This is a genomic window from Wolbachia endosymbiont of Drosophila innubila (genome assembly GCF_021378375.1).
Classification (GTDB): domain Bacteria; phylum Pseudomonadota; class Alphaproteobacteria; order Rickettsiales; family Anaplasmataceae; genus Wolbachia; species Wolbachia pipientis.
Window position 1 is genome coordinate 1,264,568 of the sequence record NZ_CP076228.1, and the last position, 26,020, is coordinate 1,290,587.

At 35.6% G+C, this 26,020-nt stretch carries 18 protein-coding genes and 3 pseudogenes; 10 read left to right on the plus strand and 11 right to left on the minus strand.

Features of this window, described 5'->3' with window-relative positions; genetic code table 11:
- Positions 1 to 7 precede the first annotated feature (7 nt).
- Entirely contained in the window at positions 8 to 415 is a 408-nt protein-coding gene (gene rpoZ / locus J4T77_RS06835) for a DNA-directed RNA polymerase subunit omega (RefSeq protein ID WP_190321079.1), read from the minus strand.
- Between the two features lie 60 nt (positions 416 to 475).
- Positions 476 to 772, minus strand: a complete 297-nt coding sequence (locus tag J4T77_RS06840) for a helix-turn-helix domain-containing protein (protein WP_010081926.1) — start codon at positions 770 to 772, stop codon at positions 476 to 478.
- A gap of 436 nt (positions 773 to 1,208) precedes the next feature.
- Here J4T77_RS06840 and purE point away from each other — a divergent pair, with 436 nt between their 5' ends.
- The 4 genes and pseudogenes from purE to J4T77_RS06860 all read left to right on the plus strand — a co-directional run bounded on the left by purE (position 1,209) and on the right by J4T77_RS06860 (position 8,278).
- Positions 1,209 to 1,700, plus strand: coding sequence for a 5-(carboxyamino)imidazole ribonucleotide mutase (gene purE, locus J4T77_RS06845; RefSeq protein ID WP_190321080.1), 492 nt, complete (start codon positions 1,209 to 1,211; stop codon positions 1,698 to 1,700).
- Positions 1,701 to 1,707: 7 nt separating this feature from the next.
- A pseudogene (gene mutL / locus J4T77_RS06850) lies at positions 1,708 to 3,533 on the plus strand (DNA mismatch repair endonuclease MutL).
- Between the two features lie 1,235 nt (positions 3,534 to 4,768).
- Positions 4,769 to 7,423 (plus strand): 2-oxoglutarate dehydrogenase E1 component, encoded by a 2,655-nt coding sequence (locus tag J4T77_RS06855; RefSeq protein WP_190321082.1) that lies wholly within the window; start codon positions 4,769 to 4,771, stop codon positions 7,421 to 7,423.
- 243 nt (positions 7,424 to 7,666) lie between these two features.
- A complete protein-coding gene (locus J4T77_RS06860) occupies positions 7,667 to 8,278 on the plus strand; it encodes a hypothetical protein (protein WP_233641038.1) in 612 nt (203 codons plus the stop codon).
- Here the strand turns inward: J4T77_RS06860 and J4T77_RS06865 are convergent.
- Positions 8,253 to 9,083, minus strand: a pseudogene (locus tag J4T77_RS06865) (IS5 family transposase). The gene J4T77_RS06860 and the pseudogene J4T77_RS06865 sit on opposite strands and share 26 nt — an antisense overlap.
- Positions 9,084 to 9,207: 124 nt before the next feature.
- Between J4T77_RS06865 and J4T77_RS06870 the strand changes: the two are divergent.
- The gene (locus J4T77_RS06870; protein WP_223823041.1) at positions 9,208 to 9,372 is read left to right on the plus strand and encodes a hypothetical protein; all 165 of its coding nucleotides are present in this window, start codon (positions 9,208 to 9,210) and stop codon (positions 9,370 to 9,372) included.
- A 130-nt stretch (positions 9,373 to 9,502) separates the two neighbouring features.
- Here the strand turns inward: J4T77_RS06870 and J4T77_RS06875 are convergent, their stop codons facing one another.
- Together J4T77_RS06875 and J4T77_RS06880 are read right to left on the minus strand one after the other, a co-directional pair.
- Complete coding sequence (locus tag J4T77_RS06875; protein WP_138265061.1) at positions 9,503 to 10,099, minus strand: TIGR02217 family protein; 597 nt, start codon at positions 10,097 to 10,099, stop codon at positions 9,503 to 9,505.
- A 190-nt stretch (positions 10,100 to 10,289) separates the two neighbouring features.
- A complete protein-coding gene (locus J4T77_RS06880) occupies positions 10,290 to 11,048 on the minus strand; it encodes a DsbA family protein (protein ID WP_190321083.1) in 759 nt (252 codons plus the stop codon).
- Positions 11,049 to 11,304: 256 nt separating this feature from the next.
- Here J4T77_RS06880 and J4T77_RS06885 point away from each other — a divergent pair, with 256 nt between their 5' ends.
- The 3 genes from J4T77_RS06885 to J4T77_RS06895 all read left to right on the plus strand — a co-directional run bounded on the left by J4T77_RS06885 (position 11,305) and on the right by J4T77_RS06895 (position 14,113).
- A complete protein-coding gene (locus J4T77_RS06885; protein ID WP_010081826.1) occupies positions 11,305 to 11,457 on the plus strand; it encodes a hypothetical protein in 153 nt (50 codons plus the stop codon).
- 16 nt (positions 11,458 to 11,473) lie between these two features.
- Positions 11,474 to 12,547 (plus strand): Fic family protein, encoded by a 1,074-nt coding sequence (locus J4T77_RS06890; protein ID WP_233641039.1) that lies wholly within the window; start codon positions 11,474 to 11,476, stop codon positions 12,545 to 12,547.
- 87 nt (positions 12,548 to 12,634) lie between these two features.
- The gene (locus J4T77_RS06895) at positions 12,635 to 14,113 is read left to right on the plus strand and encodes a UbiD family decarboxylase (RefSeq protein ID WP_038198474.1); all 1,479 of its coding nucleotides are present in this window, start codon (positions 12,635 to 12,637) and stop codon (positions 14,111 to 14,113) included.
- Positions 14,114 to 14,810: 697 nt separating this feature from the next.
- Here the strand turns inward: J4T77_RS06895 and ubiA are convergent.
- The 5 genes from ubiA to J4T77_RS06920 form a co-directional block, all read right to left on the minus strand.
- Positions 14,811 to 15,668, minus strand: coding sequence for a 4-hydroxybenzoate octaprenyltransferase (ubiA, locus tag J4T77_RS06900; protein ID WP_190321085.1), 858 nt, complete (start codon positions 15,666 to 15,668; stop codon positions 14,811 to 14,813).
- Positions 15,669 to 15,671: 3 nt separating this feature from the next.
- Positions 15,672 to 16,070 (minus strand): ribosome-binding factor A, encoded by a 399-nt coding sequence (locus J4T77_RS06905; RefSeq protein ID WP_006279769.1) that lies wholly within the window; start codon positions 16,068 to 16,070, stop codon positions 15,672 to 15,674.
- A 9-nt stretch (positions 16,071 to 16,079) separates the two neighbouring features.
- Positions 16,080 to 18,404, minus strand: coding sequence for a translation initiation factor IF-2 (gene infB, locus J4T77_RS06910; RefSeq protein ID WP_190321086.1), 2,325 nt, complete (start codon positions 18,402 to 18,404; stop codon positions 16,080 to 16,082).
- Positions 18,405 to 18,413: 9 nt separating this feature from the next.
- Complete coding sequence (gene nusA / locus J4T77_RS06915; RefSeq protein ID WP_070357032.1) at positions 18,414 to 19,976, minus strand: transcription termination factor NusA; 1,563 nt, start codon at positions 19,974 to 19,976, stop codon at positions 18,414 to 18,416.
- Between the two features lie 88 nt (positions 19,977 to 20,064).
- A complete protein-coding gene (locus tag J4T77_RS06920) occupies positions 20,065 to 23,139 on the minus strand; it encodes an efflux RND transporter permease subunit (protein WP_190321087.1) in 3,075 nt (1,024 codons plus the stop codon).
- Between the two features lie 207 nt (positions 23,140 to 23,346).
- Between J4T77_RS06920 and J4T77_RS06925 the strand changes: the two are divergent.
- Both J4T77_RS06925 and J4T77_RS06930 read left to right on the plus strand, forming a co-directional pair.
- Positions 23,347 to 24,177: pseudogene (locus J4T77_RS06925) on the plus strand (IS5 family transposase).
- A 54-nt stretch (positions 24,178 to 24,231) separates the two neighbouring features.
- The gene (locus tag J4T77_RS06930; RefSeq protein ID WP_190321088.1) at positions 24,232 to 24,954 is read left to right on the plus strand and encodes a hypothetical protein; all 723 of its coding nucleotides are present in this window, start codon (positions 24,232 to 24,234) and stop codon (positions 24,952 to 24,954) included.
- A 3-nt stretch (positions 24,955 to 24,957) separates the two neighbouring features.
- On the opposite strand, the gene J4T77_RS06935 is transcribed toward J4T77_RS06930, so the two are convergent.
- Entirely contained in the window at positions 24,958 to 25,695 is a 738-nt protein-coding gene (locus J4T77_RS06935; RefSeq protein ID WP_010963182.1) for a type I glutamate--ammonia ligase, read from the minus strand.
- Between the last annotated feature and the right edge of the window lie 325 nt (positions 25,696 to 26,020).

Genomic DNA, 26,020 nt, shown 5'->3' on the forward strand with positions numbered 1-26,020 from the left:
TAGATTTCTAAACGGATACTTCTTCATCGCCATCTTGATCATTTATTTCATCATCTATTTCACCATCCACTTCATAATCTTGGCTTTCTTGACTTGCATCAAGATCTGTGTTATCAGAAAAATTTAATAAATTCGCTAGCTTACTTGTATTACTGCTGTAAACATTATTCATATTTCCTTTCATGTATTCCTTGCATCTACCTACCAAAAGGCTAAACAGCTCATGAGTATCCACCTGTTTTCCTGCTATTTCATGTAAGGAAACTATGGTATTTTTATGACCCTTAAACTTAGCTGCTTGAATTGGATTACTTGCCCCTGTATTTAAACCATGTGTTCTTTGACTTGCCAACAGAACCAATTTGAAACGGTTACTTACCCGTTCTATACACTTTTCTACAATAGACTCAGCCATAAGATACTACCTTAATAAGTTTTATACTATATCACAAAAAACAAGTTGTCAACTTTGTATCTATTGCGATTCAACTTCATGTTTTACTTTTTCTGCCTCAGATTTTATTTCTTGGCTTTCTGTCATCGTGATTGTTATCTCATGATCAAGTTTTTTTAGAAATCCTAACAATCGCTCTAAAGAAAAACCATCTATTTTACCATTTTTAATTTGCGATACCTTTGGCTGATCAATACCAAGTTTCTCAGCTGCAAAAGCCTGAGTCCAAGCATTTTTTTCTATAATTTTATTTATTATATAAAGCAACTTTGTTTTTATTCCTGCACTGTCTAAGTTATTTAACGATATTATTTCCATAATTCTTACACTCACATATCAATTAACTTTATTAAATATTATAGCATAATATTTAATATACCAAGATATTAATATCATGTAACTTGTCAATAATTATATGATATCAATATTTAAAACTTTAAGTTGATTATATATTAATATTTTTATCAAATTTCTAGTAATTTTAAATTACCATTTTACCATCAGTCTATCTGAAAAAACCATTTATAGAAAGAACAAGCTAAGATTACAAAGCTTGAAATACAAAAATAATTATTTTATAAATTTATCTTACATAAGAAGTTTATATCTCTATATCTTAATATAAATATTTATTTAAATTTTTAAAATTTCTATTTTAACGAGAATTCTATATATTATATTTATAATATAATTTAAATATTTGTTGCTTTTTAGCTGGAACATTATTTAGTTAGTAAGTAAAATTGTGTTGAATATGACAAAAATAAAAAAAGATGTTGCTGTTATTATGGGAAGTGAGTCAGATTACACCACTATGGTCCATACTGTTGATATGTTAAAAGCATTAGAAGTTTCACATGATATATTCATAATATCTGCACATAGAACACCAGAAAGGCTCTTCAATTTTGCTAAATTTGCACAAGAAGAAGGTTTTAAGGTTATTATAGCTGGTGCAGGAGGTGCAGCTCATTTACCTGGTATGGTTGCGTCACTAACTTGTTTACCAGTTATCGGCGTTCCTGTGCATAGTAAACAATTAAATGGGCTGGACAGCCTACTCTCTATAGTTCAAATGCCAAAGGGTGTTCCAGTTGCAACCATGTCTATAGGGGAAAATGGAGCACATAATGCTGCCATTACCGCCGTATCTATATTGTCAATTTCTAACAGTGAAATTGCAGGTAGGTTAAAAAAGTGGAGAGAGAAGCAGACCAAAGAAGTAAAAGAAAAACCAGTTTCATAATAAATCTATGGCAATAATTCTTTTAGACACAAAAACCATAAACCGTATAGCAGCGGGGGAGGTGATAGAAAGGCCAGCAAGTGTAGTAAAGGAATTAGTGGAAAATGCAATAGATGCTGGAAGTTTAGAAATAGAGATTAAAATAGAAAGTGGTGGGCGTAACCTTATTATTGTGACAGATGATGGTAACGGAGTAGAAAAAACGATTTAGAACTTGCGTTTATGCGCCATGCTACTTCAAAATTGAGCGACAATGAGTTGATAGAAATCAAGCATCTTGGCTTTAGAGGAGAAGCTCTGCCTTCAATAGCAGCAGTAAGTAGGATAAAATTATCGTCTAAGGCAAGAGAAGCAAATGAAGCATGGTCTATAAGTTATGAGGGTGGAGAGAAAATAGGGGAGCAAACTCCTTACTCTTTATCACAAGGCACACATATTGAAGTACGAGATTTATTTTTTGCCACTCCAAATAGACTAAAATTTCTAAAAACTGAAAGAGCAGAAACTCAAAGCATTGTTGATATTGTAAACAACCTAGCAATGATTAACTATCATATAGGGTTTACTCTCACTTCAGGTAATAAAAAGCTCTTAAAATACGCTAAGCAGACTTCGTTATTTCATAGATTGTGTGAAGTAGAAGAAGAATTTCAGGGCAATTCTTTGGAGATCAATGAAGAAGAAGACGGCATTAAACTTACGGGACACATCTGTAAGCCGATCGTCAATCGTGGTAAGTCCACTCAGATCTATACGTTTGTTAATGGAAGGCCAATTAAAGATAATTTACTTATTGGCGCAGTTAGGTATGCATATCATGATTTTATTCCAAGCGATAGGTATCCTTTTGCAGCGTTACATTTAGAGATACCTTATGATCAAGTAGATGTAAATGTGCATCCAAATAAGTCAGAAGTAAGGTTTCAGAATAAGAAGCTCATATATGAGATAATGACAAGAGGATTAATTAAAGCATTGTCAAGAAGGATAGGCACTTTTCCAGCGCATGACCAGAAAATGGATTCAACATTGCCGGATCCTTTTGATAAACCTAATGTTCAAAAAGAATTTTATGAAAAAAGACCAAGTCCTTTTAAAAATCAACTAATAAAAGAATTTGCTTCTCCAAATGAAAAAGCAAAAGGCTTATCAGAACAGTCAAAATCGTTTGATTATACCGGCATACAGAAATTTCCATCACAAGCGGAGACTATGGTTCTAGAAAAAAAGGTGTTAGAGCAAGTTGATTTGATAGAGAGCCACCCGCTCGGGTTTGCACGCTGTCAGGTCTATAATACTTACATTATTGCCGAGGTAAGAGATAAATTGATTATAGTCGACCAGCATGCAGCCCACGAAAGGCTAGCATATGAATGCTTAAAACAAAAATCAAGTGTAAAAAGACAAAAACTACTTCTTCCTGAAACGGTTGAAATCAAAAATCAAGCCGGAATGGAGATGATTGAAATCTATAAAGATAAGTTATTTGAAATGGGTTTTGATATTGAGATCAAACCAGAAAATAAAGTGATAGTAAAAGAAATCCCTGCAATTTTGGGAGCAATAGATGTGAAAGAGATGCTAATTAATATAGTCGATAGATTAACGGAAATAGAAGATACATTGCCAGTAGAAGATAAAGTGAACAAAATATTGGCCACTATCGCTTGTTATGGATCAATTAGAGCGGGTAGAAAAATGAGATTAGAAGAAATGAATGTGCTGCTTAGACAAATGGAAAAAACCCCATATTCCGGGCAATGCAACCACGGAAGACCAACTTATATAGAAATGAAACTCAGTGATATTGAAAAACTTTTTGAGCGTAGGTAATGAGGTTGCCATAAATATGTAAGTGCTCCTTTCTCGTCATCCAAGTAGCTCATAGAAACGAAAAAACTTCCTTGACAAACTCCTCCAGCGCCCTTATTATAGTATTAAGGGTATTTATGACTCAAAACTTGTTTTTGACCTGCAGGCTCAATGACAAAATTCAGTAAAAAACTCAGGGTATTTTTTGGCGGATTACATAAAATTATAGCGGCTGCATGTCTTTTAAATTTTTTCTACATTCAGCCAAACCGCGCTTAAACTAAGCGTCAGCACATTATTACAGCGCCACTTACAGTAATATAGAGTCAAAACTCGCTACTCGGGGCTTCTTTTGCCTTTTTTTCGTTTGGTAAATTTCTTAAATATTTATGGCTAAAGTAACTTAAGTTCACCGACAATCGTCATCCCGCTACGTGTTAGCGGGATCTATGCTTTGAGATACCGCGAATGAATCGCGGTATGACGGTTCGCGGCGGCGTGACGATAAGCTCGTCATCCCGCTGCTTGTTAGCGGATCTATGTTAAGGTATAGTAGGGGATCTATGTTAAGAGATACCGCGAATGAATCGCGGTATGACGGTGTAGATGATGGTTAAGTAATTCGTCATCCCGCTGCTTGTTAGCGGCTAAGAGATACCGCGGCATGACGTAGGATTGTTGTCATCCCGCTACGTGTTAGCGGGATCTATGCTTTGAGATACCGCGAATGAATCGCGGTATGACGGTTCGCGGCGGTATGACGTAGAAGCTATACTTTTATACTCACCAACTCAGTATCCAATCTGGATCCCAGTGTCGGCTACTCGGATGACACCATAATAAAGTGAAACTAGATTCCACCTTCACGCGCTGGAATGACACCCTGACAATCGTCATCCCGCTACGTGTTAGCGGCTAAGAGATACCGCGGCATGACGTAGGATTGCTGTCATCCCGCTGCTTGTTAGCGGGATCTATGTGAGATACCGTGAATAAATCACGGTATGACGGTTCGCGGCGGTATGACGTAGAAGCTATACTTTTATACTCACCAACTCAGTATCCAATCTGGATCCCAGTGTCGGCTACTCGGATGACATTATAGGGGCGCTGGCCTGACAATCGTCATCCCGCTACGTGTTAGCGGGATCTATGTTAAGAGATACCGCGGCGGTATGACGTATAGAAACTAAAAAAGTTCTTTTTTAAAAAACTTAAGTTATACTTATAAGTATTTGATACTTTTTATAGTGATTATGTCGAGTTTAAGCTGCCTTTATGGTGATAATGCAGAATTTGTGGAAGAAATGTATAGCCGTTATTTGCAGGGTGATAAATCAATCGGGGAGGATTGGTATAGAATTTTTTCAAGCAATTTAGAAGTTAATAAAGCGGAGACCTGCGGTGCACAACATGTAACTAAGGTGGATGATTCAGTTTCTAGTTTAGCAAATTTTTTCAGATCTTACGGTCATTTTTTTGCGGATCTTAATCCGTTATTACCCAATGTGAATAAGGAAGTAGATTATCAGAAATATTCGAATCTATATCCGGCAAGTGACGCTGGAATCTATAGAGATATTTACTGCAAGAACATCGGTTTTGAATTTATGCATATCTCCTCTTATGAGGAGAGGATGTGGCTGCAGGAAAAGATCGAAAATCAAACCTATACGCTGAGTTCACAAGATAAAAAGGAAATACTGAGGCACTTGATCGAATCTGAGATGTTCGAGCAATTTCTCCATATGAAATTTCCTGGATATAAACGCTTTTCTATTGAAGGTGGAGAATCAGCTATCGTTGCAATTGAAAAAATCATTAGTGATTCTACGGTTTTTGGTATTGAAGAAATAGTCCTTGGCATGGCTCACCGCGGACGACTCAATGTTCTAACCAAAGTGATGGGGAAAGAATATGCGGCAATGCTGTCTGAATTTCAAGGCAATCTTGCATACCCAAGTGGTCTTGAGGTGTCCGGTGATGTTAAATATCACCTTGGTTACTCTTCTGATCGAGCACTTTCAGGTGGCAAAAAAATACATTTAAGTTTATTCCCTAATCCATCTCACCTTGAAGCGGTAAATCCGGTTTTGGCTGGAAGAATAAGAGCAAAACAGAATATAAGATCTGTGCTTGGCATATCAATTCATGGTGATGCGGCTTTCATCGGTCAAGGAGTGGTTGCTGAAACTTTAACCTTAAGCAATATTGAAGGCTATAAAGTGGATGGCATTGTGCACATTGTCATTAATAACCAAGTTGGTTTTACTGCTAACCCATGTTGCGCACGATCCTCTTTTTATTGCACTGATATAGCAAAATCAATAGAAGCTCCAGTGTTTCACGTCAATGGAGATAACCCGGAAGCTGTGAGTTTTGCTACAAGTCTGGCGATGGAATATAGGCAGAAATTTAAAAAGGACGTAGTAATTGACATAATGTGCTACCGCAAATATGGCCATAATGAAGGTGATGAACCGAATTTCACTCAGCCACTTATGTATAAGGCGATATCAAAGCATAAAACTCCTGGAACATTGTATGAAGAAAAATTGACTGCAGAGAAAGTATTAGATGGCGATGAAGTAAATAAATTGCGCAGTGAATTCAGGGCAAAATTAGATAAAAGTCTTGCTGAATCAGCGGCTTACACTCCAAAAAAAGCTGACTGGTTCGGTGGAGTGTGGTCAAAATTAAGAAGAGCAAAGCTGAACGATTTGAGCGAATACTACACGGATTCTGGTGTTCCGCCAGATGAGCTGAAAAAATTAGGTGTGCGTATAAATAGCAATATCCCAAGTAACTTTAACATTAACAATAAGGTTAGAAAAATACTCGATGGCAGAATAGACAGCATAAATTTTGGTAGTAATATAGACTGGGCAACTGCCGAAAGTCTTGCGTTTGCATCACTGCTCACAGAAAGAATAGGAGTGCGTTTATCAGGACAAGACTCTGGTCGTGGAACTTTCTCGCACCGTCATTCAAGGCTTGTTGATCAGGTAACAGAAGAAGCATTTATTCCGCTAAACAATATAAATGAAAAGCAAGCTCACTTTGAGGTCATAGATAGCGCACTATCTGAGTATGCTGTAATGGGCTTTGAATATGGATATAGTCTTGATTCTCCGTATTCACTGGTGCTCTGGGAAGGACAATTTGGTGATTTTGCAAACGGTGCGCAAATTATGATCGACCAGTTTATCGCATCTGCAGAAACAAAGTGGTTGCGATCAAGCGGTCTAGTTTTATTGCTGCCTCATGGTTATGAAGGACAGGGACCTGAGCATAGCTCCGCACGTATAGAGAGATTTTTGCAACTCTGCGCAGAGGATAATATGCAGGTAGTTAATTGTTCCACTCCGGCGAATTACTTCCATGTCTTACGCAGACAAATGCATAGAGACTTTCGTAAGCCTCTGGTAGTGTTTACACCTAAATCGCTACTGCGCCACAAAAGAGCAGTATCTAACCTATCTGATTTTGAAGGAAAATTCCTCACAGTAATTCCAGAATGTAGAACAGGTTTAGTTTCGAATGATAAAATACGTAAAGTTGTAATATGCAGTGGTAAAGTTTATTACGACATATGTGAAGCACAAAAAATAAACGATATAGCAGTAATACGTTTGGAGCAATTCTATCCTTTTCCTGCAGATAAACTAAGTAATGAACTTGAAAAGTACAAAAACGCTGAAATTATATGGTGTCAAGAAGAACCAAAAAATATGGGAGGATGGTTTTTTGTCAACCCATTGATAGAAGAAGTGTTATCTAATCTCGATATCCAAGCAAAAAGACCTAAGTGTATCGCAAGACCTGCTGCTGCATCTCCTGCATGTGGTTATGTTAGTGTTCACACTCAGCAGCAGGAGGAGATTTTAAAGCAGGTTATGCAGGGGATCTAGCACAATTGTGCAAATATTGAAGCGAAAGCTGGCAAGCGAACATTGTTCATCAGATCTTGACGCTGGGCACTGCAGCCAGGCGCAATAGAAAACGCATTACACCAATAAAGCCCTTTTGGTACTCAAGCAAATATAAAAGATTTTTATTCTATTAAAAAAATTTAATTTTTATTAAAATTTTCATTTATTTTTATTTAAAAAGTAAACATTATTAATATTTACTTTAATTAATATAGGATATATATGAATACAAAAATATTTGAGATGTTAATAAGGAGAACTGGTCTACGCAGAGATAGCAAAGCTGAGATCATACAGTTAAATAGAAATGAAAAAGCTTTTGTAGATGAGGATAAAGAATCTATCGAATTAGCTGAGGCCATTTTTGAAGAGAATAATATGTTTCGTTTCCGCAAATCAGGTCCTGCTATGGATTACATTTTGCACAAATTAATAAATGATAGGAAGCTTTTCGAGGAAATGAAAGATAGAGGTACAAGTATAATACGTCTTTTTTCTTTGTTATCAATGTATCATGGTCGTCTCAATTGCTGTGTTATAAGAAAAGGAGGGTGTATTACTGAGTGTGGCATACTTGATTACGCTGGCACCTATCCAGAACTAGTGCCTTTAGAGGACTTTATACTTATTGAGCCTTCCTCGTACCTCGAGTACATTGTGTTTGACAATGAGAATATCAGAAATAGGTTAGCTGAAGACTTAACTGAAGATAAAACAAAATTAGATATCTTTTTGAATGGAATTTTAGCAACAAAGAATTCGGATTTAGTATTATCTTGTATTAGAGGTTGTCCGGAAACAAGTAAATTCAAGCATATTCCCTCTTTAACATAACCCTACTCATAGCTAGGTATATGAAATTCTCAGTGGATGTTGTGAGTAAATCATACTCCTTCGATAGCCTTCTATTCCTATTAACCCAAGCAAAAGTCCTTTCTACAACCCATCTTCTTGGCTGTACTTTAAACCCTTGTTCTCTTGTTGGTAGTAGCTCAGGTGGCGTATCTTTGTGCACCCAAAATCTACATGGAGGCCTTTTAACAATTTCAATATCTATGTCATATTCTTCCTTTATGTGATTCTTTAAATTTCTTCCTTGGTATCCCATGTCAGCCCACATTTTTTTAACTTTAGTATATTTTGTTCTCATATTGTTTAATGCTATTTTAATACCATCTCTATCATTTTCGTTAGCAGCGCCTACGTAACAACCTAGTATAAAACCCTGAGTGTCTGTAATTATATGCCTTTTTCTACCCTTTACTTTTTTACTTCCATCATAGCCTTTGATCCCCCTTTTCTGTAGTCTTTACAGATTGACTATCTACTATACAGGCACTCGGCTGCTCATTCTTTCCTATTTTTCTTCTACTATATTTTGTAATTTCATAATTCATTTTCTCAAAATTCCCTGCTTCTTCCATTGCCTGAACTGCTCATACACAGTCTTCCATAGCGGAAAATCATTTGGTAAATACCGCCATTGACACCCTGTACGCAATACATAGAAAATTGCTTCTAATATTTCTTTTTTGCTATACTTTGGCAGCCTTCCTCCTTTCTTGTATGATACTCTGAAGTGTTTTTCTATTCTTGCCCATTCCCTTTCGCTTAGATCTGTTGGATACTTTTTTCTCATCTTTACCCCGTACTAAAATTTCAGATATTATAGCCTTTTACTTGTTTCCGGACAACCTCTTAACAAGATAGAGGTTCTTAATGAGGAAGATAGATATTTTGTTAATCTCTTACAGAAAAACGGCATGCTAGACTACATCTTAAACAAAGATGATACAACACTTGCAAAATCAACTCTAAAGGAGTTGTTGAAGCTTTCTATTTTGCAGGAAGAAAAAAGCACTGAGTTAGAATCTCCCCAAGCTTCAAGTGTAAATGTTAGCAAAGCTCAGCAACATTGTAGTATATAGCTGGTGATAAAGTTTAAAATAATTGCATATACTGAGGCTCATTTAGGTATAGAGCCTCAGTGGTGCTTAATTTTTCAATTTATGGTAGACTAGTAGCCCTACTATGATGTGGATCTATGCTCGCTTATAACTAAAATTTCACTTCCACCAAGGGGATATTATTCCAGCTATTGCTTCCATAGTCATCAATAGAAGCGTTTAAGTAATCTGTATCAAAGCGCACGGGCACATCAAATTCGAAGCTCGCAGTGATTATTGCATCTTTTACTGGCGGTTTCATGAATGTTATTTCTCCCGTTGAATAATTTACTGAATATTCACTCTCTTCTTTACCATTTAAATAAATCTTTACTGTCCCATGCACTGGCTTTTTGATCATACGTATATGCTTATCTTCCCCACTTACATAAGTTTTGATTAGCTGAAAAGTCGTTTTTTTGTTATCTCCTATACCAATCTCTTGGTTGATGGCTATAAAATCCGACCAATCCTTAAAACGAAACCCTATTGCTTTACCTTTTCGTGCATGAAAAAATGTTATTAGTTCTAGTAGCTGCTCGTTTGATCTGACCCCGTAAGCTATGTTGTATCTAGTGCGTGCATGAGACCAATTGATGTTGCGCTGTTCACAACCATTGTGAGTTGTTACAACGTCAGTGGAAAATTCCGGTCCTCCAGTGGAACCATAAGATATATTTTCTGGAAATCTAATTTCTGTGAATGACATATGTCCTCCTGTGAAAGTAAAATAGTTTGGTTGAAGAAAATGTTGTAATTTGAAAGCGTTTCACATAGTAAATGACGCTATGGAAAGTGGATGAGATTACTGAGTTAAACTGCTGTTACACCCACAATTGCTATACTCAGGTTCATTTGAGTTGTCAAGCAAAAAAATAAAATTTTATGGCAAACTGTAACTAGCCTTGCTTGTGACTTAATTCATCTACTTTTTTGCGTAATACATTCAAATCAGTTACTCCTACAAACAGGCTATCTCCAATTATTAAAAAAGGTGTACCACCTACTCCCAAATCTCTTACTAGAAGCCTACTGTTGTTTATCATTTGCTCAATTTTGTCCGCGTTATCTTTTATGGAATCATTAAAATCGTCCTCATCAATCCCTATGTTTTTCACTATATCCAATATGCTTTCGTCTGAAAATTCTCCTTTGTGACTTAAAGCAGCATGGTGAAAATCGAAATATTTTTCTTTATCGAGAAAATAGACAGCTAAAGCACTTTTTGCTGCCTTTAAAGAAGCGTTACCAAGTATTGGAGCATCCCTAAAGATATACTTAATTTTGCCGTCGTTAATTAACTGCTTTATATCATTCTTTATAGCTTTGCAATGTCCACAAGAATAGTCAACGAAGCCTACAGCTATAACACTACTATTTTCATTTCTGGAGTAAGGATAAGTAAGGTCAAATATTTGATCCTTGTATTGTGAAATTTTACTTTTGGTTACATTATCTCGAGCAGCGTAACTACTTTTAATCGACTCCTCTTTGAGAGTTTTTACGATCTTATCAAAATTTCTGCTTATATAATTATCTAATTTCTCACCTATATAATCATCGTTTAGCATTTGGCTGCGATTTGAAAGCCAATTGTTTATTATCGGCAAGCTTGCTATTGCTATTATTAAAATTAATAAAAACGATATTCTAGACATACAATTTATTTAAAAACCTACAATATAAAACTTTTAGTACACATTTATCTATATATTAAAAGAAGCATCTAATGTTAATATATAAAAACATTTATATCAAGTGTATTTTATAACCAGTTTTGCCTCAAATGCAAACTTTACACAATAAAACTCAAGCACATTACCACAAAGTTCATCAGAAGACTTGGTAGCAGAGGCGCGCGGAGCGTAGATTTAAGTTGTTTCCGCTGTGTATAATTTTCCGCGGAATAAACATATGAACGAGCCAATAATTGGTAGAGAAAAAGAAATAGCTATTCTACAAGACAAACTTCTTTCTCAATCAGCCGAATTTATTGCTGTTTATGGTCGGCGTCGTGTAAATGTTGTATTATCTGCATTTTATCAGCATAATATAGAAGTAATGTAATGCAGATATTATGCCGATGCCAAATTATACGATTACTTCTAAAATTGCTAGTTGTCTTATAAGGATTGAAGCAGCAAAAGAAAAAGTGTTACATTTGCCGCTCACTGTATCAATGCTTTTGTCTCTTCGTGAAACTGCACGGCTTTATACCACACACTATTCTACTATGATTGAAGGAAATCGACTTGAACCTAAACAGATTGAAGAGGTTTTAAGTGGTAAAAGCCACTTTCCAAAATATAGGAGAGATGAAAATGAGGTTAAAGGATATTATGCAGCTTTAACTCAAGTTGAACAATGGGCAGCAAGGAGAATACCCATTACTGAGAAAGCTGTTCAAACACTACATGCTCTAGTAATAGCAAGTGGAAAATCTAAAATAAAATCAACACCTTATCGTGATGGTCAAAATGTTATCCGCGATAGTCTTACACGTGCAATAATTTATATGCTACCTGAAGCAAAGGATGTACCAAAGCTCATGAGCAGTATGATTGATTGGATTCGTAACAGTGAGCAAGTGCCTTGCCCAATTATTGCAGGTATTGCGCATTATCAATTTGTAACAATTCACCCTTACTATGACGGTAATGGTCGTACTGCAAGATTGTTGACTACATTAATTTTACACCTTGGTGGGTATGACCTAAAAGGACTTTATTCATTGGAAGAATATTATGCTAAGAATCTAGGAGCTTATTATGAGGCAATCAGTGTAGGTCCATCGCACAATTATTATATGGGACGAGCTGAAGCAGATATCACTAAGTGGGTGGAGTATTTCGTAGAAGGTATGGCAAATTCATTTGAGAACGTTTTACAACGTATAAATGAAGAAGAATACCACACTGATCAGACTGATCTTATACGTAAGCTTGATCCTAAACAACGCAAAGCTCTTGAGCTCTTCCAGGAGTTTTCCGCTATTACAGCTAGTCAGGTTGGCGAACTATTTAATTTTAAGCCTCGTACCAGTGCGCAACTTTGTAAAAAGTGGGTGGAAATGGGGTTTATCAAGATTGTAGATTTTTCCAATAGAGGAAGGAAATACAAACTTAGTAAGCAATATGAAGATTTGATCTCAAATTAACTGAAAGCTCGCTAGACAGTGCATAGGTCAAATTTCAATAAAGTGCTTGAAAACTAGATATAAACTTAAAATTTTAAAAACTGGAATATGTACAACAACTTACGCGACTTCATCAAAGCCTTAGAAGAAAAAAAAGATCTGATTAGGATTAAGGAGGAAGTTTCAACAGTTCTTGAAATGACAGAAATTCATCGCAGAGTTTTGTCAAGCAAAGGGCCAGCGATCATTTTTGAAAATGTTATCACAGAAAATGGCAAAAATTCGATTCCAGTTTTGGTGAATTTATTTGGTACTATTAAGAGGATTGCATTGGGGTTGAACATAAATCCTGATGAACTAAGAGATCTTGGTAAACTTTTAGCATTTTTGCAATCACCTGAGCCGCCAAAAAACTTTAAGGATGCTATAAAAATGTTTCCTTTGTTGAAAGTCGTGTTATCGATGCGAAGTAAAGTCGTGAGCAAGGCTCCATGTCAAGAGGTAGTGCTAACCGGAGATGAAGTGGACCTAAGTCTACTGCCCATTCAAACATGCTGGCCAAATGAACCTGCACCACTTATCACCTGGCCGATTGTGGTAACAAAAGGACCCACGAAAGAAAAGCAAGATAATTTTAATCTTGGAATATATCGTATGCAGGTTATAGATAAAAAAACAACACTAATGCGTTGGCTTGCACAAAGAGGTGGCGCAACTCACCATAAGCGTTGGAAGGAAGAAGGCAGAGATATGAAATTTCCTGCTGCTGCTGTGATCGGTAGTGATCCTGCAACGATTATTGCTGCGGTAACTCCAGTGCCAGAAACATTGTCAGAATACCAATTTGCTGGACTACTGCGAAAGAAGCCGCTTGAGCTTGTAAATTGTAAGACTATTCCACTTCAAGTGCCAGCTCACGCAGAAATCGTTCTGGAAGGCTATGTGAGTTTGGATAGCTATCAAGACGAAGGGCCATACGGAGACCACACTGGCTACTATAATTCTGTTGAGCAATTTCCTGAATTTAATATTACTGCAATTACTATGCGCAAAAATCCAATTTATCTCAGCACTTTCACTGGCAAGCCACCTGATGAACCATCGATTCTTGGTGAAGCACTCAACGAAATTTTTGTGCCCATTCTTATCAATCAATTTCCAGAGATAGTGGACTTTTATCTGCCACCGGAAGGTTGCTCATATAGAATAGCGGTAGTGTCGATAAAAAAATCCTATCCAGGGCAGGCAAAAAGAATTGTTATGGGCATACTTTCCTTTCTAAAGCAATTTTTATACACGAAGTTTATTATCGTTGTTGATGATGATATAAATGTACGTGATTGGAAGGAAGTGATGTGGGCAATGTCAACAAGGATGGACCCTGTGCGTGATACAATCATGATAGAAAATGCACCTATTGATTATTTAGACTTTGCTTCCCCTGAAAGTGGACTTGGAGGTAAGATGGGATTTGATGCGACAAATAAAATCCCGCCTGAAACCAAACGAGAGTGGGGAAAGAAAATTGAGATGAGTGAGGAAATAGTAAGGAAAGTCGCGGAGAAGTGGGAGGAATATATGGACTAGACTTCTTGCATAAAAGCAGAAAAAAGTTTGGCGTTTTTTATAATGCCGCATTAACTGATAATTGTGATTTAAGTTCGTCACAGTGCCCTTTTTTTGTCATCCTATAGCTATACCGCCGCGGTATCTCTTAGCCGCTAACAAGCAGCGGGATACTTAGGGATGACGGTTGTTGTTTAGCTATAAATATTAAGAAATTTACCAAATGAAAAAAAAGGCAAAAGAAGCCCTGGGGTTATTATCCGCTTTAAAATATTGGCGTTTTTTATGTTTTAAACGCTTGACAAGCGAGATTCAGCCGCTTTTAATTGCAACTAACCTACGCTGCAAATGTTTAAGAAATTTACTAAGCAGAAAAAAAGACAAAGAATCCCCGAGTTAGCTAGTCTTTTACTATCTCTGTCGAGTATTGGCATTTTTTGATGTCTTGTAACGCTTTATAAGCGCGTTCAGCTTATTTAGATAAAAATCTAGATGTAGATGAAGTTTTGTAAAGACATACAGTATCTATATACTGCAAAAAATTGAACATAAGACGCCGATACATTAAGTAATCCTTACCTTTTAATCTGCAGATTGGCGAAAGCAAATACAATAGCTTCAATTTTATGATAAGGGGGCTGGCGGAGTTTGTCAAGCAATTTTCGTTTCTGCGAGTACCTGAGTTTATTGACTTCATTAGAGCCAAAACTCTTGAGACCTAGGTGATAATTCTATCTAAAAGGATGCCAAAAAAGAGAAGCAACCCTACGTAGGAATTATTTTTAAATATGGACATGCATTGACTGGGATCGTCAGGATTGAAATTTTTGTATTGGCGGTGAAATATGAACCCTACAGCAAGTAGAGCAATATAAAAAATGTTATTTAATGATGATAAGATACCAGCATATAGCCACGTCATAAGAGATATTAAATAAAATCTTTTCAACCAAGATTTTGTTGTATCACCAAAATATAATGCGGTAGATTTCATCCCGAGTTTTTCATCATCTTTTTTATCTTGATGGGCGTATATGGTGTCATAGCTAAGTGTCCAAAAGACGCATCCTATATAAAACAGCAAGGATTCTATACTGATCTGGTTTATTATTGCTGCTGAGCCCATGAGCGATCCCATATTGAAGGTAAACCCTAAGAACAATTGTGGCCACCAAACATACCGCTTTAATAAAGGGTAAGTAGCTATCATACACATTGAGATTATTCCAAGTATGAGTGTAGTTTTATTAGTTAATAATAAGATTACCAGGGCAATAGACAGTAACAGTGAAAGTAAAGCTAAAGCCTGCTTTATGTTTAATGCACCACTTGCAAGTGGCCTATATTTTGTTCGTTCAACGTGCGCATCTATTTTTCTATCGAAGATATCATTGATTATGCACCCTGCGGGTCTCATTAAAAATGCACCTATAGTAAACAAAACAAGGAGAAAAAGAACCTGATACGATAGAGAAGTTGAGGCTAAAAGAATACCGCTCAAACTGGGAAATAGCACAAGCCACAAACCTGTTAAACTGTGCAACCTCATTAATGAAAAGTAATGGTTGAAATACATTAATTAAGTATGATTATGTAATATTTTGCTTACATTAACAAAATTATCGAACGCTAAATCAGGCTTGAAAACTAACTCAGGTATAAATCGCAAATCAACATAACACAATATAGATTTACGTATTGACCATGCAGACTGGTTCATTTCATTAACAACAGTGTTAATATCACAATTATTCTCAGAAGGATCTCCAGTGCGTCTTTTTTCTGGATCTAAGTAGTCAGCTACTTGAATATTCAATGAAGATAACACAATATATACATCTGCTTTTTTCAAATCTTTACTTAATTTTACGTCAGATACCGCTACATTTTTATTGAACACCTTACCTTCCATTAGAACTCTTGATATTGCTCTATGCAATACCGATGCTATCTTTAGGTTTCTAATTTCCTTTTTCATATCCAGCTACTATAACACCCTTTCTTCTTGCACTAATTGATAAGCTTCCAAAATATCTCCAACTTTAATATCGACATTACCCTCTAGTGATACTCCGCATTCAAAGTTTACACCTACTTCTTTAACATCATCTTTAAATCTACGTAGTGCTTTTAACTTTCCTTCATGCACCAATTTGCCACCACGCATTACCTTAATTAAAGAATCTTTTCTTATGACTCCATCACTTACGTAACATCCAATGATATTACCAGCTTTAGATACGTTAAATATTTGCCTCACAGATGCAAAGCCAACACGAACCTCTCGTGTAACAGGCTTTAACATTTTAGTTAAATACATTCTCATGTCGTCAATGAGCTCGTATATTATGTTATAAGTATGTATTTCTATACCTTTTTGTTTTGCCAAGTCCCTTATTTTTGAGTCCACTTTTACATTAAAAGCTAAAATTACTGCACTTGATGCTTCTGCAAGCAGCACATCTGAATCTGTTATCCCTCCTACTGCTTTGTGTAGGATATTTAATTTCACTTGGTCTTTACCGAGTTTATCAATTGAACTTGATATTGCTTCAATAGAACCAGTTACATCGCACTTTAAAACTACAGATAGTTCTTCTGTTTCGCTGTTATTACGACTGAATATATCTAAATTATTGTCGCCCAAATCTTCTTTCTTTTTCTTGATTAACTCTAGCCTGTATTCAACAATTTCACGCGCCTGCTTTTCAGAATTTACAACAACAAATTTATCTCCAGCATTTGGTACACCATTTAGACCAGTAATTTCAATTGGAGCGGAGGGTAGTGCTGCTTTTTCTCTTTGACCGAGGTGATTAACCATACTACGTACTTTGCTGTATGTTGTACCAACTACCAATATATCACCAACCTTTAACGTTCCTTCCTCAACTATCAATGTGGCTGATATTCCTTTCGCTTTATCTATTTTGGATTCTATTACCCATCCAAGTGCTCGACAATCTTCTATTGCTTCTAGCTTCATTAATTCAGCGATTAACAAAATCGCCTCTTCTAGTTTATCTAAATTAGTTTTCTTTTTTGCTGATACTGGCATAATCATAACATCACCACCAAGCCCTTCAGGGATGAGATCATATTGAGGCAAACTATTAATTATTTTTTCTACATCACCAGGCTCAGATTTATCAATTTTATTAATAGCAACTATAATGGAAACATTTGCTGCTTTTGCATGATTTATTGCTTCAACTGTTTGTTTCATGATTCCATCGTCAGCTGCAACTACTATTACAACTATATTAGTAATATTGGCACCACGTGCACGCATCGCAGTGAACGCTTCATGTCCTGGTGTATCAATAAAGGTAATTTTTTGCTTATCTTTTGTCGTTATTTGATAAGCACCTATGTGTTGAGTTATGCCACCTGACTCTCTTTCTGCAACATTAGATTCACGAAATGCATCGAGCAATGAGGTTTTACCATGATCGACGTGTCCCATAAAAGTGACGATTGGTGGTTTAGGTTTTTTAGGCAGGCTTTCTCTGCCTTCTATAAAAAATAAATCTTTTTCTCTGTTGGTATCGCTCACTCGTTTAGCCGTATGATTAAATTTTTCCACTATTTCACATGCTATATCTGGATCCACCAGATTATCTACTCTATAACTCTCACCGACTTCTTCTTTGAACATTTTTAGCACACTCTTGCTATCTTCTGCCATGCGAATAGATAACTCCCTGATAGTTATTTTGTCTGGTATAATAACTTCTCTTGATATATTTTTACCCTTAGTAAACTTTGACTTTCTACCTCTTATACCAAACCTTTGCTTAAATACAGGGGGTTGTTCAGTTTTTTCATCTATTGCCTGTGCAATTACCAGTTTAGAATGCTTAGAATATATATCTTTGTTGACTTTAAAAGACTTTTTATCGTTGTCCTCATGGTCAATACTATCTTCTTTTGGTTCAACTAAGTGGGTATTACTTAAAACTTGCTTATTTATTTCCTTAGATAAAGCGTCCGCTTCATTTTTCTCGTCAATCTCTTTATTGCTGTCTTCTTTTGCTGTTTTCTCTTTTTCTTCTCTCTGATTTCTTTCTTTCAGCAAAGCAGCATTCTGCACAGCATTAATGCGAAAAATTTGTTCTTTCTCTGTTAAAGAACATAATTTACTCTCGTCAAATAAATTATGTTCTTCTGCATCATGAGATTTTTTTCTTCTTTTTTTTACTACTGTAGCTCCAGTACTTGGGCTAGCTGAAGAGTTTAAATTGAGGTCTAATTTAAGCTTGCTTAAACCTTGGAGCGTTAATTTTTTATCACTGATATCTTCATTATTCATATTATTTTATTATATTAATCCAAGCTTTTTACGTGCTTCTATGATTATTGAATCTACTGTATCTTTTAGATCTTCTTTGCTATCGGATGAGGAAGAGAGTATGCTGCAAAACTCATAACTTGATAAATCTGCTATGTCCTCTAAAGTCTTAATATCATGCTTACTAAGAGCAATTTTATTGTCTATTGATAAAGTTAAATTGATTACATCATCCTCCATACCTAAACTTTTTAGCTCTTCTATTTTTCTATCATTTTCTGCTTTCAGGTACTTATTTGCTCTATTGTGAAGTTCGTTTGCAATATCTTCATTAAAGCCCTCTATTGAAGCAAGCTCTTTAATTGAAGCGCTAGATATGTCTTCTACACTTGAAAAACCTTCTGTTACCAATAGCTGACCCATAATCTCTTCTAAGTTTAAAGCTTCAGCAAATAAAGCTGAACATTGACTAAGTTCTTTACTTCGCCTTTCTGATTCTTGCTGAGTGCTTAATATCTCAATTTTCCATCCAACAAGCTCTGAAGCTAATCTTACATTCTGGCCCTTTTTTCCTATCGCTAAACTCAATTGATCTTCAGCAACTATTAACTCTATGCAATTTTCATTTTCATCAATAATAACCTTCGATACTTCTGCAGGAGTAATGGCTTTAATAACGAATTGACCCAAATCTGAGGAGTAATTTATAACGTCAATTTTTTCACCATTTAATTCGTGTATAATAGTTTTTATTCTATCTCCCTTAACTCCAACACAAGCACCTACTGGATCAATGTTCTTGTCGGGAGAGAAAACGGCAACCTTAGACCTTGAACCAGCATCTCTAGCTATACCTTTAATTGTCACTAATCCGTCAGCAATTTCTGGTATTTCTTGATTTAATAATGCCTCCAAAAAGCCTTCATGAGTCCTAGAAAGAATAATTTGACGTCCATCATCAGAGCGCTTAACAGTCTGTATGTAAGCTTTAACCTTATCACCTTCACGAAATGATTCACCACCAGTTAAATTTCGCAATGGAAGATATGCCCTAGTGCCATTTATGTCTATAATAAGATCTGAATATTCTACTTGTTTAACAATACCATACCTTATTTCTCCCACTTTATCTTTAAACTCCTCATATTGCTTTTTTGACTCTTCATCTTTAATTACTTGAGCAATCTTTTGCTGGGCAATTCTTGCTGAAGCAAGATCAGTGTTAAGAGAGAGCAATTCACTAACAGTATCTCCAACTTTTGCATCTCCTTTTATTAATTTAGCTTGTGTAAGCGTAATTGATTCACACTCAGTATTCTCTTTTTCATTTGATTCATCATCAATAACTTTTAGTTTTCTATATGAAGTAACTTTGCCTGTGTTTCTATCTATATCAACTACAATTTTACTTTTGCTACCATATTTTTGATGAGCCACTGCTTCTATAGCACTTTCTAGTGCCTTTATTACAACATCAAAATCTAAACCTTTTTGAAGTGAAAGCTCTCCTGCTGTTTTTATTACATCAAGGCTTCCAACTATATTATTCTTGTTACTTTTCTGCTTAACACTGCTTTTACGATTAGCAATCATAATAAATAAATCCAATGTAATTAGTTATAATTATAGCTCCAACGGGCAAAGAACACTATCTTAAATGTTAAATGATTGCTAATTTAAGTCAAGTTTTTTCATGTTTTTGTATAACAAGCAACGCAGGAGTAAAGAATAAAGTTAAAACCGTTGCAGCCAATATTCCACTTGCTATGGTTGTTGAAATGTCAACCCACCACTGGCTTGATGGAGCATCATATGTGATTTGTAGCGTAAAAAAATTGATATTTAACCTGGTAATCATCGGTATTAAACCAAGAACTGTGGTTGCAACGGTAAGCAATATTGGCCTAACGCGAGAAATTGCAGCGTTTATTACACATCGCTTGATGTCATTTTTGTGTACCTTAATTTGATGATGAAAGGCATCAAGCAATAGTATGTTATTATTCACTATAATTCCTGCCAAAGCAATTATCCCCACTCCACACATAACAACTACGAAAACTTGTTGGATAAGAAAGAAAACAAAAAACACACATGTTGTGGATAAAAACACTGCTGTCATTACGATAAATGTATGGTATACATTATTAAACTGTGTCACTAATACCAATATCATTAGTGTAATCGCTAATATAAAAGCCTTTAACAAAAATGCTCCTGATTTTTGTTGATCTTCTTTGTCGCCTTTAAAATCAATTTTTACTCCCTTGTTCCAATCCTGGGCAATAGAATTCTGAATGAACTTTACTCTTTCATCAACAAGATAGCCAGTATCAATGTCAGCAGAGATTGTCACTGTGCGTAATCCATCAATCCTGTTTAGTTTGTTTACCTTTTTTTCGGGAGCATATTTTACTATGTTGCTCATAGGATACGGGCCATTAACTGTATTGATAAAAAGATTGTCTATAGTCTTCATATTGCGGTCCTTTCTGGGGAAACGGAGTACAATATCGATTTCTTCATCCGTGTTATTTGGTCTATATTTTCCAATCAATACTCCATTTGTAACCATCTTTATAAAATCGCCAATGGTTGCAACACTTACTTCAGAGCTTGTAGCCTTACTCTTATCAACACTCATATTCCACTCTATTTCAGGTGCTGATCTGCTATCTTGAATATTTATAAACCCGGATGAAGGTTGGTTCATAATTTCTAGAATTTTCTCTGCTGCTAAATTCAAACTGGATACACTCCCGCTGAGGTTAATTTGTATTGGCTTGTCAGCCGACGGTCCTGGCTTTTCCTCTTGAACATTAATTATTATTCCTTTCATGTCTTGCACACTGCTCCTTATATCATTTAGTATGTGCTTAGCTTTGCGCCTGAAGCGCCAATCCATAAGTTCTAGTTGTATTCTGGCGATAACGTTGTCTGAAAATGCTCCTGATCTAGCATAAGAAACATGAATTTCTTTTTCAATGCTCAAAATGCGTTCTTCCACTTCTTTGAGTATCAGATCTCGTTCTTTGGCTGATAAGCTTTCTTTTGCTTTAACACTGATTAAAATATTATCTGAATCCACTTTCGGAAAAAACTTTACTCCAGGACCAAAAGTAAAGTACAGCACACTAAATGAAAACAAAACGAATACAGTAGCACATACGAATTTTTTAGGATGATCCAAAACCTTCTCTAGCATGCGTACGTAAGCTCTTATTATAGGCCCAGCATTTTTTATTTCACCACTTTCTATAGCACTCATTTTTTTTATTTCTTTTTTTGAAGTTATCGAAGGCTTACCAAATATTGCACCAAGTGTTGGTATAAAAACCAAAGCCATAATGAGCGATCCAGTCAAAGTTAGGATTATTGTAATTGGTATGTACTGCATGAATTTACCAACAGTATCAGGCCAGAATAATAGAGGAAAAAACACTGCTAATTTAGTTAACGTTGATGATAGAACCGGATAAAACATATCACGAACTGAAGTGTAAAAAGCTTCTACTTTGTCCATTCCGCAGATCATCTTTCTATCGGCATATTCGCTGATCACAATTGCATCATCAATCAGCATGCCAACAGCCATAATTAAACTGAAGAGCACAACGATATTTAAGGTTATACCCATAAAGTAAAGAGCTATTATCCCAATGAGAAAGGAACCGGGTATCGAGAGTGCCACAAGAATAGCAATCCTTGTTCCCATAGAAAGCATCATTATGATCAATATTAACAACACAGCAAATATTATGCTGTTTTCCAAGTCATCAAGCACATCGCGGACGTTTTTTGACTGGTCGTTTAAGTACATCACTTTTAAATTTTCAGGTAATTGATCTTTTGCCTTATCCATTAAGTATTTTACTTGATTTACTGTGTCTATTATGTTTTTTCCGTTACGTTTTGAAATTCCTAGCACGACACTAGGTAATCCATTAATGCGAGCAAATCCTTGGTGATCCTCAAACCTAGGGTATACTTTTGCTATATCTTTGATCCTCAAAACTGCATCGCCTTGAGATCTAATAGGAATATTCATAATATCTTCTATATCTTTTAATAACCCTGATATTTTAATCGAATATTTACCGGTATCATTTTCCAGTGACCCAGCTCCCACTAGTCTGTTATTGCTTGATATAGCTTGGAATATTTCGTTTGATTGAATGTTATATTTTGTTAGAACTGTGGGCTCAACTATCACTTCCACTGTTTCTTTACGCATACCTGCCACTTCAACTTTGAGAACATTTGGCAGAGATTCTATTTCTTTCTTTAGCTTGCGTGCTATTTCAGTTAAGGCTCTTTCTGGCAAATTACCAATTAAGCCGACATTGAGTATCGGAAATAAGCTCAAGTTTATTTCATTGATTATCGGAGATTCCGCTTCAACAGGTAACTTCGATTTTATGTTTGAAAGCTTTGAACGGACATTATCGAGCACTTTTTTATTATCATGCTCTGTTCCAAATTCGAGTATCATGTGAGCACCATCATTAGTTGCAAAAGCTCTCAATTCTCTTACACCTTCGATGGATCTTAGTTCATTTTCTATAGGAAGCACTAATAGCTTTTCACTATCTTGAGCAGAAATCCCAGGAAGTCCAACAAACACGCTGATTATAGGAATCTGTATACCAGGATTGCTTTTCCTTGGCATTTTTACATAAACGTATGAACCGAAGATAAAAATTACTATAAGTAATAATACCACCGCCCTGTTTCGCTCTATGAGTAAGCTCTGCATGTTGAATGTTAGCTGAATATGTGCGTTTGTACAATATTATAGTCGAGATACATTGCATATTAATTAATCCTTGTGTAGCTTTAAAACTTTATGCAAATAATTAAAATTTTTGCAAAATTGCAAGTATAAGAAAATTTCTGTATAATAAGAGGTTGTCCGGAAACAAGTAAAAGGCTATAATATCTGAAATTTTAGTACGGGGTAAAGATGAGAAAAAAGTATCCAACAGATCTAAGCGAAAGGGAATGGGCAAGAATAGAAAAACACTTCAGAGTATCATACAAGAAAGGAGGAAGGCTGCCAAAGTATAGCAAAAAAGAAATATTAGAAGCAATTTTCTATGTATTGCGTACAGGGTGTCAATGGCGGTATTTACCAAATGATTTTCCGCTATGGAAGACTGTGTATGAGCAGTTCAGGCAATGGAAGAAGCAGGGAATTTTTGAGAAAATGAATTATGAAATTACAAAATATAGTAGAAGAAAAATAGGAAAGAATGAGCAGCCGAGTGCCTGTATAGTAGATAGTCAATCTGTAAAGACTACAGAAAAGGGGGGATCAAAGCTATGATGGAAGTAAAAAGTAAAGGGTAGAAAAAGGCATATAATTACAGACACTCAGGGTTTTATACTAGGTTGTTACGTAGGCGCTGCTAACGAAAATGATAGAGATGGTATTAAAATAGCATTAAACAATATGAGAACAAAATATACTAAAAGTTAAAAAATGTGGGCTGACATGGGATACCAAGGAAGAAATTTAAAGAATCACATAAAGGAAGAATATGACATAGATATTGAAATTGTTAAAAGGCCTCCATGTAGATTTTGGGTGCACAAAGATACGCCACCTGAGCTACTACCAACAAGAGAACAAGGGTTTAAAGTACAGCCAAGAAGATGGGTTGTAGAAAGGACTTTTGCTTGGGTTAATAGGAATAGAAGGCTATCGAAGGAGTATGATTTACTCACAACATCCACTGAGAATTTCATATACCTAGCTATGAGTAGGGTTATGTTAAAGAGGGAATATGCTTGAATTTACTAGTTTCCGAACAACCTCTAATTCTAGAGCAGTATTTGAGAGGTTATTATGGTGGCAATTCTAAATATAACAAAAGGCAAAAATAAAGTTATTGTGTCTGGATTAGCTGGAGCTTTATCAGCTTTAATATTTTTAACAGCAATCCACATTGCCGCAAAGATAGCCATTATCGTTTCTGCTGCTGCAGTTACTTACTTATTACTTTCGCTGATTCATAAAATAAGAACTAAAAAAGAACAGCCTGCTGAAATTACTGGTGTTTCAGGAGATGAAGGTGAAGAAAAAGGTACCGTAAAAGAACCAAAAAGAACTGAAACTGAGCTAGCAGAAGAAATAATAAGGAAAAGAGCAGAAGAGTGCATGGAGAAAGGATCACTTGGTGGCCCTATAAATGCGTTTGGCGAACCAATTCTTGATGAATTTAAGAACACTGAAGGCAGTCATTCTGCTGATTATACAAAAACTATGGTAGTACCTGAGAAAATTATTCTTGACATGTCAGATGATAGAAATCCTGCACAAAATAACTCTAGCTCTATAAAGAATCAGATGAAATCTCTCCCTGAACACATGGATGTATCTGGTAATCCACTTCCTGAGCAGCCACCGAGCAACCTTACCAATATAGGGCTTGGATCATCTAAAAGTACGCAGAAACTATCTGCTGCAGACTTGCGATTACAGTATGGGAATGTAAATAATGATGTGAGGAAAGTGCTAGAATGGCCAATTACCTCAAAGGAGTTTAATGGGTTAGGGTTTAACAGGTAGTTGCTATATCAAACTCTCCATCTTATATTGAGGATCAGATGCAATGCCATACACTCTATTTGGCGGAGCAATTTTGTTCTCTATACCAAAAACTATACCTTCAATTATTGCTGTGAGTACTTTTTCAAGGTTACAATCTGTTCCAGGAACACGGTGCTCTAGGCGGCATCTTTTGGAATCGTTGCCAAAATAGGGAATTCTTATCGCAGCAGTTCTGTTATTTACTCCCCAACTAATCGTAGTTGGAGTGTGAATATCCGGATACTGAAATCTTAAATATGAATCATCATTTGGAGCAAAAAACAACATATGTTTTTTCATCATTGCACATAATCCACCAATACTATGAATCAGATAGTCACTGTACTTTTGCTCATTGATATAAAATAAGTTACCGTTATTTGAATTCACGAGATTAACATGCACATTTAATGCACTGCCTGCTCTATCCAAATAAGGCTTTGCTTTAAAAGAAACATTCCCACCTAGTTTTTGTGCTGTTTCAGTAAGTGATTGTTTTGCTAACTCAAAATGCTTAATTAAATTGTAGGAGTTCGTATAACAACCACTTTTTATCTCATACTGATGTGTAGAATTCTCCTTCTCGCAAGAAAATTCAAGAGATGCTATTTTATTTTTGATGCTATTCAGAAATAAGTATTCTTTTTCTATTCCTTCAATGTAAAACTCTAGTTCAATACCGAATACAGCATAACAACTCAAATTACTTAATATAATCATAAATTTGCTTCAGTAAATCTATATTAGGCTAGCTATATTTATATGAATACTTTACTTATTTGCCAGTAAATTTAACATCTTATTTATACATAATGTATTACTGTTTTTAATAGCATGCTTCTAATCCTCGATACAAGCGACATTTACAAATTGATCATTTTTTTGAAATAAAAATGATCAATTTTAATGTTTTTATACCCTTTACAACCCATCAAAAAATCACCATAATTTTTAGTATGTATTAAGTAGTATTAGCTTTTCATTTTGCAGTAAGCTATTGATTATCTTATATTTTCTAATTATTGCTTTTTTCTTGGTGTGGTAT